This window comes from Ruegeria sp. AF8 (assembly GCF_056541825.1).
On the sequence record NZ_JBQFYW010000001.1, the window covers coordinates 501,989 to 513,861 of the forward strand.

The 11,873-nt window shown below is 60.0% G+C and carries 15 protein-coding genes and 3 tRNA genes; 7 read left to right on the plus strand and 11 right to left on the minus strand.

From position 1 onward, the window contains the following. Window positions 1-9 precede the first annotated feature (9 nt). Both ACR0AO_RS02515 and hisF read right to left on the minus strand, forming a co-directional pair. Window positions 10-327, minus strand: a complete 318-nt coding sequence (locus ACR0AO_RS02515; RefSeq protein WP_480599542.1) for a phosphoribosyl-ATP diphosphatase — start codon at window positions 325-327, stop codon at window positions 10-12. After that, window positions 324-1,085 carry an imidazole glycerol phosphate synthase subunit HisF gene (gene hisF / locus ACR0AO_RS02520; RefSeq protein ID WP_480599544.1) on the minus strand — a complete coding sequence of 254 codons (762 nt, stop codon included), beginning with the start codon at window positions 1,083-1,085 and terminating at the stop codon, window positions 324-326. The genes ACR0AO_RS02515 and hisF overlap by 4 nt, the downstream gene beginning before the upstream one ends. Window positions 1,086-1,257: 172 nt before the next feature. Between hisF and ACR0AO_RS02525 the strand changes: the two genes are divergently transcribed. Then, the gene (locus ACR0AO_RS02525; RefSeq protein ID WP_480599546.1) at window positions 1,258-1,650 is read left to right on the plus strand and encodes a DUF302 domain-containing protein; all 393 of its coding nucleotides are present in this window, start codon (window positions 1,258-1,260) and stop codon (window positions 1,648-1,650) included. A gap of 131 nt (window positions 1,651-1,781) precedes the next feature. Beyond that, window positions 1,782-2,156 carry a hypothetical protein gene (locus ACR0AO_RS02530; RefSeq protein WP_480599548.1) on the plus strand — a complete coding sequence of 125 codons (375 nt, stop codon included), beginning with the start codon at window positions 1,782-1,784 and terminating at the stop codon, window positions 2,154-2,156. A gap of 31 nt (window positions 2,157-2,187) precedes the next feature. On the opposite strand, the gene hisA is transcribed toward ACR0AO_RS02530, so the two are convergent. Further along, window positions 2,188-2,910 carry a 1-(5-phosphoribosyl)-5-[(5-phosphoribosylamino)methylideneamino]imidazole-4-carboxamide isomerase gene (gene hisA, locus ACR0AO_RS02535; RefSeq protein WP_480599550.1) on the minus strand — a complete coding sequence of 241 codons (723 nt, stop codon included), beginning with the start codon at window positions 2,908-2,910 and terminating at the stop codon, window positions 2,188-2,190. 131 nt (window positions 2,911-3,041) lie between these two features. Here hisA and ACR0AO_RS02540 point away from each other — a divergent pair, with 131 nt between their 5' ends. Then, window positions 3,042-3,443, plus strand: a complete 402-nt coding sequence (locus tag ACR0AO_RS02540; protein ID WP_480599552.1) for a DUF2147 domain-containing protein — start codon at window positions 3,042-3,044, stop codon at window positions 3,441-3,443. Between the two features lie 3 nt (window positions 3,444-3,446). Here the strand turns inward: ACR0AO_RS02540 and hisH are convergent, their stop codons facing one another. Then, complete coding sequence (hisH, locus tag ACR0AO_RS02545) at window positions 3,447-4,085, minus strand: imidazole glycerol phosphate synthase subunit HisH (RefSeq protein ID WP_480599554.1); 639 nt, start codon at window positions 4,083-4,085, stop codon at window positions 3,447-3,449. Further along, window positions 4,086-4,673, minus strand: a complete 588-nt coding sequence (gene hisB, locus ACR0AO_RS02550; protein WP_480599556.1) for an imidazoleglycerol-phosphate dehydratase HisB — start codon at window positions 4,671-4,673, stop codon at window positions 4,086-4,088. A 159-nt stretch (window positions 4,674-4,832) separates the two neighbouring features. Between hisB and ACR0AO_RS02555 the strand changes: the two genes are divergently transcribed. After that, window positions 4,833-5,072, plus strand: coding sequence for an Lrp/AsnC family transcriptional regulator (locus ACR0AO_RS02555; RefSeq protein WP_480599558.1), 240 nt, complete (start codon window positions 4,833-4,835; stop codon window positions 5,070-5,072). 3 nt (window positions 5,073-5,075) lie between these two features. Here the strand turns inward: ACR0AO_RS02555 and ACR0AO_RS02560 are convergent, their stop codons facing one another. The 4 genes from ACR0AO_RS02560 to ACR0AO_RS02575 all read right to left on the minus strand — a co-directional run bounded on the left by ACR0AO_RS02560 (window position 5,076) and on the right by ACR0AO_RS02575 (window position 6,554). Then, the gene (locus tag ACR0AO_RS02560) at window positions 5,076-5,963 is read right to left on the minus strand and encodes a GNAT family N-acetyltransferase (protein ID WP_480599560.1); all 888 of its coding nucleotides are present in this window, start codon (window positions 5,961-5,963) and stop codon (window positions 5,076-5,078) included. A gap of 99 nt (window positions 5,964-6,062) precedes the next feature. After that, window positions 6,063-6,137 (minus strand) — tRNA-Gly (locus ACR0AO_RS02565). A gap of 24 nt (window positions 6,138-6,161) precedes the next feature. Beyond that, window positions 6,162-6,236: transfer RNA gene (locus tag ACR0AO_RS02570), tRNA-Gly, on the minus strand. Between the two features lie 244 nt (window positions 6,237-6,480). Continuing rightward, window positions 6,481-6,554, minus strand: a tRNA-Cys gene (locus ACR0AO_RS02575). Between the two features lie 229 nt (window positions 6,555-6,783). Between ACR0AO_RS02575 and ACR0AO_RS02580 the strand changes: the two genes are divergently transcribed. The 3 genes from ACR0AO_RS02580 (at window position 6,784) to ACR0AO_RS02590 (ending at window position 9,905) form a co-directional block, all read left to right on the plus strand. Then, entirely contained in the window at window positions 6,784-7,434 is a 651-nt protein-coding gene (locus tag ACR0AO_RS02580; protein WP_480599562.1) for a protein-L-isoaspartate O-methyltransferase family protein, read from the plus strand. A gap of 95 nt (window positions 7,435-7,529) precedes the next feature. Then, window positions 7,530-8,948: a TolC family outer membrane protein gene (locus ACR0AO_RS02585; protein ID WP_480599564.1), complete on the plus strand. Its 1,419-nt coding sequence runs from the start codon at window positions 7,530-7,532 to the stop codon at window positions 8,946-8,948. Window positions 8,949-9,023: 75 nt separating this feature from the next. Further along, the gene (locus tag ACR0AO_RS02590; protein WP_480599566.1) at window positions 9,024-9,905 is read left to right on the plus strand and encodes a hypothetical protein; all 882 of its coding nucleotides are present in this window, start codon (window positions 9,024-9,026) and stop codon (window positions 9,903-9,905) included. Window positions 9,906-9,911: 6 nt separating this feature from the next. Here the strand turns inward: ACR0AO_RS02590 and ACR0AO_RS02595 are convergent, their stop codons facing one another. Both ACR0AO_RS02595 and ACR0AO_RS02600 read right to left on the minus strand, forming a co-directional pair. Further along, complete coding sequence (locus ACR0AO_RS02595) at window positions 9,912-11,369, minus strand: cobyric acid synthase (protein WP_480599568.1); 1,458 nt, start codon at window positions 11,367-11,369, stop codon at window positions 9,912-9,914. A 170-nt stretch (window positions 11,370-11,539) separates the two neighbouring features. Next, window positions 11,540-11,860, minus strand: coding sequence for a DUF6280 family protein (locus tag ACR0AO_RS02600; RefSeq protein ID WP_480599570.1), 321 nt, complete (start codon window positions 11,858-11,860; stop codon window positions 11,540-11,542). Window positions 11,861-11,873 lie beyond the last annotated feature (13 nt).

Here is an 11,873-nt window from a genome sequence, read left to right on the forward strand (position 1 = left end):
TGCCGGGTTTCAATTACTGGTCCGGGCGGCCTTTTCGGCGATACCGCTGACGCCCTGACGCCGGGCCAGTTCGGCCAGCACATCGTCCAGCGCCACATCGCGCGCGGCCAGCATGACCAGCAGGTGGTACAGCACATCCGCCGCTTCGGACGTCAGCCTGGTCTGATCGCCCCTGGTGGCTTCAATGATGGCCTCGATGGCCTCTTCGCCGAATTTCTCGGCGCATTTCTCGGGGCCCTTGGCCAACAGCTTGGCGGTCCAGCTCGAGTCCGGGTCAGCCCCTTTGCGCGCCTCGATGGTGGCGGCCAGATCGTGCAGAATGCTCATGTCAGCCTCATGGGAATGCCGGCGGCGGCCATGTGTTCCTTGGCCTCGCGGATGGTGTATTCGCCGAAATGAAAGATCGAGGCCGCCAGCACCGCACTGGCGCCGCCCTCGGTGACGCCTTCGACCAGATGGTCCAGAGTGCCGACGCCGCCACTGGCGATCACCGGCACGTCCACCGCGTCTGAAATGGCGCGGGTTAGGGGCAGGTTGAACCCCGCCTTGGTGCCGTCACGGTCCATTGAGGTCAGAAGGATCTCGCCCGCGCCCTTGGCGACGACGGTTCTGGCGAATTCGACTGCGTCGATGCCGGTGGGCTTGCGGCCGCCATGGGTGAATATCTCCCACTTGCCGGGGCTGACGGTCTTGGCGTCGATGGCGACCACGATGCACTGGCCGCCGAACTGATCCGCCGCTTCGGCCACCACATCCGGGTTGGCCACGGCCGCCGAGTTGAAACTGACCTTGTCCGCCCCTGCCAGCAGCAGAGCGCGCACGTCGTCCTTGCTGCGCACGCCGCCGCCCACCGTCAGCGGCACAAAGCACTGTTCCGCAGTGCGCTGCACCACATCGAACATGGTGCCCCGGTTTTCATGGGTGGCGTGAATGTCCAGAAAACAGATCTCATCCGCGCCCGCCGCATCATAGGCCTTGGCCGATTCCACCGGGTCGCCCGCATCGCGCAGACCGACGAAATTCACACCCTTGACCACGCGGCCATCGGCAACATCGAGACAGGGAATGATCCGGGTTTTCAACATGGCGGCATCCTTTGTTGGCGCACCTCTACCGGCAAAGCCCCGCCGATGCCAGACTTGTGATTGTCACAACTCTCGAACCTGTGAAAACTATCTCCAAATTCATCAGGAGATCAATGAGATGCGCAAACTCTTTTTGACGACAACATTCATTTTCACGGGAGCCGTCGCAGCAATGGCTGAAGACATCATCAAGATAAACACGGACAAATCTGTGGCAGAGGCGATGGACGCGCTTGAAGCCGCCGTGGGCAATGCGGGCGCAACCGTCTTTGCACGCGTCGATCATGCGGCAGGGGCCGAAAAGGTCGGCCTGAGCATCCCGGCCAATCAGGTGCTGATCTTCGGTAATCCGGCGCTGGGCACGCCCGCGATGCAGTTGGACCCGCGCGCCGGGTTGTTCCTGCCGCTGAAGGTGCAGGCATACGAAGATGCCGACGGTCAGGTCTGGCTGATCTATGAAGACCCGAAAGAGACCATGGACGAGCTTGACGAGGTCGAGAAGTCACCAGTTATCGAAAAAATGCGCGGCGCTCTGGCCAAGCTGACTTCGGTCGCTGCCGAGTAAGCTCACTTTCTTATCGCTTGCCCTGCTCGATGGGAGACGGGGCAAGCTTCTCACAAGTCACCAAAATTGCTGGATTCTGCTTCGTGTGATAAATTGCTCGTGTTTTTTTCCGTAAAGAGAGGTAATTTCTGATGCCGTTTTCACTTAAAGCAATGTGGATGGCTGGCTTGATTTCCATTGTAATTGCAGGGTCTGCCTACGCTCAGGAATTTATGACCCAAAAAGAGCTTCTGGCCACTATTCCAGGCTCGACGCTGCAGGGCATTTCCAACGCCGATGGTAAAACGCCCTGGGCACAAGCGTACGGCAAGGGCCGCAAAAAGGGAAAGCTGGCCGGAAACTGGGGGGGCGACGCATACGAGGGCACATGGTCTGTGAAGGGTGACCTATGGTGCGAAGACTGGGGCAGCGGCTCAGGGTGTTGGCAGATTGTCCAAACCGGCGAGAAAGAGTTCCAATTTTACAAGGACGGTAAACCGTTGAAGCACCGCGCGAAGATGAAATAACGCTGACGGAAGTGGCCGAAGTCCAATGACCTCAGCCTTGCAACGTGGTCAGTGCTTCGGCCAGGTCAATCGCACCGTCATAAAGCGCGCGGCCCGAGATCGCGCCATTCAGTTCCACGCCGCAATCGCGCAGGGCGATCAGGTCGTCCAGCGAACTGACACCGCCCGAAGCGATCACCGGGATCGACACGGCCCGGGCCAGCGCCGCCGTGGCCTCGATATTCGGACCCTGCATGGCGCCGTCCCGGTTGATGTCGGTATAGATGATGGCGGCCACGCCCGCGTCTTCGAAGCTGCGGGCCAGATCGGTGACCTGAACGTCGGTTTCCTCGGCCCAGCCCTTGGTGGCGACCATGCCGTTGCGGGCGTCGATGCCGACGGCAACCTTGCCGGGGAACGCACGAGCGGCCTCGCGCACCAGATCGGGGTTTTCCACTGCAACGGTGCCCAGAATGACCCGCGCCAGTCCCTTGTCGATCCATGCCTCGATCGTGGCCATGTCGCGAATGCCGCCGCCCAGCTGCGCGGGCACGTCGCAGGCCCTGAGAATCGCCTCGACCGGGGCGGCGTTGACCGGTTCGCCCGCAAAGGCGCCGTTCAGGTCCACCAGATGCAGCCATTCGCACCCGGCCTCGACAAAGGCGCGGGCCTGCGCGGCGGGGTCTTCGTTGAACACGGTGGCCTTGTCCATCTCGCCGCGCAGCAAGCGAACGGCCTGGCCGTCTTTGAGGTCGATAGCGGGATAAAGGATCATGATCTGGCGGCCTTTTGCTGATAATTGCGAGGGATATGGCATGGGAAGGGCAGGGGATGCAACGCGACGCTAAGTCAATCTTGCCGGATGGTCCTTTGAAGGTCAGACTTGTCGCAAAAAGGGAGATTATCATGAAGACATTCACACTTGCGGTTGCATTTGCCGCTTTTGCGACCGGCGCTTTGGCGGATGATCCGGTCGATGGTCTTTGGAAGACCCAGCCGGGCGATACCGGCGGCTATCTGCATGTCACGATCGGCCCATGCGGCAGCGCCATCTGCGGAACGATCGACACTGCTTTTGATGCCGAAGGAAATGAATCGCTGGACTACGAAAATCTGGGCAAGCAAATCATCTGGGACATGGTGCCAGAGGGCGACGGCAGCTATGGCGGCGGCAAGATCTGGGCACCGGACCGGGACAAGACCTATAACTCGAAAATGTCGCTGGATGGGCAGAACAAGCTGACGGTTAAGGGCTGCGTCGTGGGCGGGTTGGTCTGTCGGGGGCAGGACTGGACGCGGGTCAAGTAAACCCTAGGGCGCCCAGGTCAGGAAATTCCCGATCATGCGCAGACCCACATCCTGACTTTTCTCGGGGTGGAACTGCATCCCAACCATCGTGTCGCGGCCGATCACAGCCGTGACCTGCTGGCCATAGTCGACATAGGCCAGACGCTGCGCCGGGTCGGCGACGCGGAAGTGATAGGAATGCACGAAGTAGGTGTGATCGCCCGATTTCACCCCGGCAAAGACCGGGTGGTCGCTTTCCAGAACCAGATCGTTCCAGCCCATATGCGGCACCTTCAGCGCGGCATCTGACGGCTCGATCCGTACCACGTCGCCCGCGACCCAATTCAGCCCGTCGGTTTCAGAGTATTCGTGGCCCTTTGTGGCCATCAGCTGCATGCCCACGCAGATACCCAGGAACGGGCGGCCTTTCTGTTCGACCGCCTCGACCATGGCGTCGTGGATGCCCTTGTGGCCGCGCAGTTCCGTCGCACAGGCCGGGAACGCCCCGTCGCCCGGCAGCACCAGCCGGTCGGCGCGCGCGACGATATCGGCGTCCGAGGTTACCACGACCTCACCCGCGTCCACCTCTTGCGCCATGCGCTGAAACGCCTTTTCAGCGGAGTGCAGATTGCCCGACTCGTAGTCGATGATGGCGGTCAGCATTTACAACGCACCCTTGGTCGAAGGGATCGCATCGGTCTTGCGCGGATCGGTCTCGACCGCGTCGCGCAGCGCGCGGGCCACGGCCTTGAAGGCGGCCTCGGCGATGTGGTGACTGTTGAAACCGTGCAATTGGTCGATATGCAGCGTGATGCCGCCATGGGTGCTGAGCGCCTGAAAGAACTCGCGCACCAGTTCGGTGTCGAAATTGCCGATCTTCTGGGTTGGCAGATCCACGTTCCAGATCAGGAACGGGCGACCCGACAGGTCAAGCGCACAGCGCACCTGCGCGTCGTCCATCGGCAGATGGCATTCGCCATAGCGGCGGATACCCATCTTGTCGCCAAGCGCGGCGCTCAGCGCCTGACCCAGTGCGATGCCGGTATCCTCGACCGTGTGGTGATCGTCGATGTGATAGTCACCCGTGGCGCGGATCGTGATGTCGATCAGGGAATGGCGCGACAACTGGTCCAGCATGTGATCGAAGAATCCGACGCCGGTCTGATTGTCATACCGGCCGGTACCGTCGAGATTGATCTCGACCGAAATATCGGTCTCGGCGGTGTTGCGGCTGATCGTGGCGCGACGCATGGGCGTATTCCTTTTGCTACCGCGCGCTTATAGGCGTGACACCGACCTGAATTCCAGCCCGCATCGACCGGGCGCGGCGATGTGTTGCGCGAATAACAGGGGATTGCGTCCGGGTCGTTCGCATGCCAGCCTGAGGCAAAATCAAAGAATAGGCCCGGCATGACCACCTGTGTTTTCATCCAGATCCGCTGCAAACCCGGAACCACGTACAAGGTGGCCGAAGAAATCGCTCTGCGTGAGATTCATTCCGAACTCTATTCCACCAGCGGCGAATACGATCTGCTGTTGAAGCTCTACATCCCGGAAAACGAGGATGTCGGTCATTTCATCAACGAAAACCTTTTGGTGATTCCGGGCATTGAACGCTCGCTGACCACCATGACCTTCAAGGCGTTTTGAGGGTCAGCCCAGCTCGAATGTCGTCACCCCGAATATGCGCGCCAGGTCAAGATCCGGCGCGCGTCCGGTGTACATGCGTGCGGTTTCAAAGACCGGAACAAGGCCAAGTTCCTGGGCCAGTGACACGGCATGCGTGTTCGGTTCAGGCGTGTCCAAATAAACGTCCGTTTCGTGATCGCTTGCCGGTATTTCCGACAAAAGAGAAATCAACAACGCGCGCGCCGTGACCGGGTCTGCCGCGAAGAGCGGGCCAATCTTGTAGCCGTTTCTGCATGGGCGCAATGTGCCATATCCCGTTATCTCCCCGTCTTGCTCGGTGGCGTATGAGACATGTTTCGGCGCACTCAACCACCCCTGAATAAAACTCTCGCGGGGCACGGGAAAATGGGCGCTGTCAAACGCGCTGATCCGGGGGGAGGCTTCAGTTATGCGGTACGGCTGTTCTGCCGCAGCGGGTTCGCGGCCTTTTGCCGGCGCTTTCAGTGCGGCGAGGGCGCCGTTGATCGATCCGCCATGCCGGATATTGCGGTAGGCCAGCGTGAAACCGGATTTGCGGTAGTTCTCCTGCTGATCAACCACGCCATCCAGGCCGATGTTGTCGCTCTCACATTGCGCGATTGCATGTTCCCACAAACGCAATCCAAAGCCCAGGCCGCGATAATCAGGATGAACGATGTAAAAGCCGAGAAAAGCAAATGTCTCGTCATATTTGACGACCGAGACCGATGCGATCATGCGGCCATCCAAAAATACGCCCCAGAATCCTTGTGTATCCACCCTGTGAAAACACTGCGCATCGTGCCTGCCGGGGTTCCAGCCTTCGTCAGCGGCCCAATCGACTGCGATCTGAATCTCTTCCGACCGCAGGGGTCTGATCACATGGTCGGACATGCCGCCTCCTTTGCCGTTTGAACTGTGTGCAGACAGCATGGCGCAAGCGGAAGGGCAAGGCCAGCTGGGCGTTCAAAATTCAAAGGTGGGAAGTGTATCTGGAGCGGGCGATGAGATTCGAACTCACGACCCTTACCTTGGCAAGGTAATGCTCTACCCCTGAGCTACGCCCGCAATCAGATACATTCGGTTCCTCGTTGGAGCGGGCGATGAGATTCGAACTCACGACCCTTACCTTGGCAAGGTAATGCTCTACCCCTGAGCTACGCCCGCCCCTTTGAGTGAGGCGTGAAGTATAAATTCTGGCGGCAAGCTGCAAGAGGAAAAACGCATTCATCGGAAAAAAAAGTGCCGAACCGGTGGGCGGCAAGTGCTCTACCGTGCGGTGCGGTCGGTCTGATTTGAATGGTCCATTCTGATTGATGACGAATAACTTGCCGGGCATCGCCACAGTCCCGGTATGCAAGAGCCCGAACTGCCAAACGGAATGCAATTCGATTTCGAAAGCTGGATGGGATGGAGGCGAGTACCGGAATCGAACCGGTGTACACGGATTTGCAATCCGCTGCGTCACCACTCCGCCAACTCGCCTTTGTAAGTGTTTTCAAGCACTTGCTGTGGTGTGATGGGCGTTCTACCAGCTTTCGTCGCGGACGTCCAGTAGGGCGGGAGCCGAAAGTTGCGGTTGAGCGGGAATTTATCTGTCACGGCTCGAAGCCGGTAAATTGCGGATAAGGAACAAATACGTCCAAACGGACATTGCCGGAACCTGCGGGATATGGCAAAAGCCGGAAAGCCAAAGGAAATCACGAGCAACGAGATGACGAATTTCGCAGACCGCCGCCGCACCATGGTTGACACTCAGATCCGGCCCTCGGATGTCACCAAGTTTCCCATTATAGATGCGATGTTGAGGGTCGAGCGGGAAAAATTCGTGCCCGATGCGCAGCGCGAAGCGGCTTATGCGGGCGATCTGGTCGATCTGGGAGGCGGGCGGTACATGCCGGAGCCGCGCACCCTGGCGAAGATGCTGGACTTCCTCAATATCTCGAAGGATGAAGTCGTTCTCGATATTGCCCCGGGACTGGGATACTCGACGGCGGTGGCGGCTTGCATGGCACAGCTGGTCGTCGCAGTCGAAGAAGAGGGGCTGGCCGAAGAGGCGCAATCGCAGTTGGTCCAGGCCGGTGCCGACAACGCGATCGTGCATCAGGGTCCGTTGACCGAGGGGGCCGCGGAACATGGACCCTACGATGTGATCATGGTGCAGGGCGGTGTCGAAGAGGTTCCGCAGGCGCTGCTGGATCAGCTAAAGGATCACGGTCGCATTGCCTGCGTGTTCATGGACGGCAATCTGGGAACCGTACGGGTTGGGCACAAGGCGAATGGCCGGGTCAATTGGCGGAATGCCTTCAATGCCGGCGCGCCGGTGCTTTTGGGGTTCGAAAAAGAACTGGCATTTGTGCTATAGTCCCGAAATTTGATTTCAGCTCCTTCTTGCAACTATGTGGAATCATGCCCAAACTAGCGTGGAGGCAAGGCTGACATACAAACAAGGGGCATAAAATGCACAGAGCGACAGGGCGCAAGCTTGCGAAAGCGCTTGTTCTGACGGTCGGCGTTTCGTGGATGGCAATTTCGCCACGGGTCGGATTCGCAGACAATCTTACCGATGCAATGATCGGTGCGTACAACACCAGCGGTCTGCTGGAGCAGAACCGCGCGTTGTTGCGCGCCGCCGACGAAGATGTGGCCATTGCGCTTTCGGCGCTGCGTCCGATCATCGACTGGACCGCGCGCATCACCGAAGACTACAGCCGGGCCCGAACCGGGAACGTGGTCACCAGTGGAGATCAGGCAGACTTCTTCACCGGCCTCACTCTCAATCAACTGATTTACGATGGTGGCGCTTCGGTTCTGAGCAAACAGTCGGCTCAGGAAACCGTTCTCGCGACGCGGCAGGGTCTTTTGGATATTGAACAGCAGGTTCTGTTCAGCGCCGTGGTGGCGTATCTGCAGGTTTTGCTGTTTGAGGAAACGGTTGAGATCCGGCAGAATAACGTGCAACTGCTTGGCGAAGAGCTTCGCGCGTCGCAGGATCGGTTCGAAGTCGGAGAGGTGACGCGAACCGACGTCGCCCTGTCCGAGTCGCGACTGGCGAGCGCACGGGCCTTTCTTGCCGATGCTCAGGGCAACCTGTCCACGGCACGGGCGCAATATGTCAATGTGGTTGGTAGGGATCCGGGCCGCACGGCCGGTCAGCCTCCGCTTCCGAAAATCCCCCGCTCGGTCGGCAGCGCAACCGACCTCGCCGCGCGAAATCATCCTTCGATATTGTCCGCCCAGCACCAGGTTCGTTCTTTTGATCTTTTTGTTCAGCAGCAAAGGGCGGGATTGGGACCGTCGGTGGATTTGCTGGCTGAGGCAGGTATCACTGAAAACTACGGCGACGATGATTACAGAAACGACGCCCGGGTAAGTCTTCGGTTCACGCAGAACATCTATGCCGGCGGCCGCCTCGCCGCTACGGTTCGCAGGGCGATGGCGCAGCGTGATGCTTCGCGTGCAAATCTGCTAAACGTTCAGAAGGATGTGACGCAGGATGTCAGCGAAGCCTTTGCCCGGTTCCAGACCGCGGGGGCCAGCCTGACCGCATCGACCGAAAGTGTGCGCGCTTCGCAGGTCGCATTTGACGGTATTCGCGAAGAAGCCACGCTTGGCGCGCGTACCACGCTGGATGTTCTGACCGCCGAACAGGATCTTCTGGATGCGCAGCTGACACAGGTTGAATCGCGTATTGAAAGGGCATTGGCCGCCTATCAGCTGTTGCAGGCGCAGGGTCTGCTGACGGCTGAGCACCTTGGGTTGGCCGTTCAGATCTATGATCCGACGCTATATTACAACCTTGTCAAGAATGCTCCGGCGCAGGTCAGCAAGCAAAGCCGGGACCTTGAGCGCGTTCTGAATGCGCTGGGAAGAAAATAGGCGTGGTTGTCGTCCGTTGTGGTTCGGCCGGAGTTTCGCTAAACTCAACCCATAGGGTAGGAGTATTGTCAGAGAATGTCGGATCCCGTCAAAAAAGCCGAATCTGAGGACGTTCTGTCGTCAGTTCGTCGTCTGGTTCGCGAACAGGACGGGGAACAGGATATGCCCACCCAAAATGTGCGCAGAAAACCGGGTCGGCTATTGCTGACGCCGGCGCTGCGGATTGCCGATATGCCTGAAGGTCGCAGAGGGGCGGCCCGCACCCCCCTGGTCCTGGGGCGCGCGCAACAGGTCGCGGATTCGGCCAGGCACGACAGAAACGAACCGGCCAATGAAACGGTTGCCGGCGTTTCGGCTCATCAGACCTTTGAAGCCCATGCACAGGTCGAACCATCGTTCGCCATGGCGGCGGAAACGAAAGCGGTCAAGAAACAGGTTGTCGATCGCGGCGTGATTCGGGTGGAACCGGCAATCAGCCTGAGTGCCAAGATCGAAGCCTTGGAGGCGGCGATCGCTCAGACAGAAGATCAGTGGGAACCGGATGGGGACAGCACCGACGCCTATGCCGGTACACGGATCGGGGCGATGGAATGGCACGAAGAAGACCGGCCATCCCAACACACAGACGATGGTGCGAGTGTCGCAGAAAAAGCCACGGAAAAGGCAGAGCCGGCACCGTATGTTCTGGAGAGTGAGCAGGTGACAGAAGAGAGTCGTCCCGCGAACAGGGGCACGGATCGCGAACCTGGCGGTAACTTCGATGACGATGACATGCTTGATTTTGAGTTCGCCGGGGCGGTCGAGGCGGTGATCGACGAGGAGGCGCTTCGGCAGCTTGTCTCGGATATCGTCCGCGAAGAGCTACAGGGCGCGCTTGGCGAGCGGATCACCCGCAATGTGCGCAAGCTGGTGCGCCGGGAAATCCACCGCGCGTTGGATGCTCAGGATCTGGACTGATTTCTTTTAATGGCGCCCGGGTTTTTCGGCCAGTTTTAGCAACTGGTCGAGGTCCATGTGCTGCTCCAGATGATCGGCGAGAGCGTCGAGGGTTTCGTCGACACCGTCTTCGTACCCCCCCAGCGACCGAACCCCCAGCCCGGCCAGAAAGCTGGCGCGGAACGGGTCGGATGAAAACACCCCGTGTAGATAGCTGCCGCGAATGCGCCCGTCCCGGCTGGCGGCGCCTTCGGGGCGGCCATTGATCTCCAGCCACGCGCGCGCGCAGTCCGGGCCTTCGGTCCGCCCTATGTGAATTTCGTATCCATTGACGGGTTCACGGTTCGGCAACGCCACGGCGTCGGTCAGGGTCACCCGCTTGTCACCTACCATCAAGGTGTGGACATCCAGCAGGCCAAGCCCCTCGACCCGGCCGCTGAACCCTTCGATGCCGTCGGGGTCGTCGATGCTTTTGCCCAGCATCTGATAGCCGCCGCACAGGCCCAAAACATGCCCGCCGCGCCGCACATGCGCGTAAAGGTCGATGTCCCATCCCTGCGCCCGGAAATAGGCCAGATCGCCAATGGTCGACTTGCTGCCCGGCAGCAACACCAGATCCGCATCGCCCGGCAAGGGGCGTCCGGCGGGGATGATTTCGACGCTGACCTCTGGTTCCGCCGACAACGGGTCGAGGTCATCGAAATTCGCCATCCGCTCCAGTTGCGGCACCACCACCTTGCAGGCACCGCCGGTATGAGAGCGGATATCCATCATGTCCTCGGCGGGCAGTCTCCAGGCGTCATTGAACCATGGAACAACTCCAAGGCAGGGCCAGCCGGTCCGTTGCGCGATGTCCTCGCGGCCTTCGTCGAACAGTGTCACATCGCCCTTGAAGCGGTTGACCGCAAAGCCCCGGATCATCGACAAGTCTTGGGGTTCCAGCACCGCCCGGGTGCCGACAAGCTGCGCGATGACGCCGCCGCGATGGATGTCGCCCACCAGCACCACCGGCACTCCGGCGGCGCAGGCGAACCCCATATTGGCGATGTCGCCCTTGCGCAGGTTGGTTTCCGCCGGACTGCCCGCACCTTCGATCAACACCAGATCGGCATTCGAACACAGCCGGTCGAAGCTTTCCAGTGCGGCGCCGAGAAGTTTGGATTTGTCCTTGCGATAGTCGCCCGCCCTCATCGTGCCAGCGCGTTTGCCCTGAACGATGATCTGCGCCCCGGTATCGGTTTCGGGCTTCAGCAGGATCGGGTTCATATCCGTATGCGCGGCGCGCCCGGCCGCGCGCGCCTGCAACGCCTGCGCACGCCCGATTTCGCCGCCGTTTTCCGTGACAGCGGCATTGTTGGACATGTTCTGCGGCTTGAACGGCGCAACCCTGAGGCCGCGCCGCGCATAGGCACGCGCCAACCCGGCCACGAGCATCGACTTGCCGACATTGCTGCCGGTGCCTTGAATCATGATGGCTCGAACCATGGGGTGCCTCCTGCTGACGCCAGCACATGACCCGAATTCGCGGTCAAGGAAAAGACCTGGACGGCACGCAATTGACGGCAAAACCGACATTCCTGACTGCGGGGCCAAGGATCCGGGCATTAAAAAACGCGCCGTCAAACCGGCGCGTTTTTTAGGGGGCGAAGGCGAGTTTAAGCCGCTTCCGCTTGCAATGCGGCGTTACGGCGCTCACTTTCCTCGCGCGACAGGGCCACCGAGGTACGGATACCGCGGCCCACGAATTCCATCAGGCCGTTCACGACGCGCTCGTTCGGGTCGATTCCGGCACAGGTCAGCACTTCGCGCCCATCACGCGAACGGGCCCAACGGGCGATCTGTTCCGGGCCGTTACCGTATTTCTTGTCGTCAGCGATGGCATCATCCAGCGCAGCCAGTACAACGGCCGCAAACAGCTTACGAGCGCGGTTGCCCTGCTCGTTGTTAAAGGCGGTGCCGTCAACGAAATCTCTCATCTCGTCTTCCTTG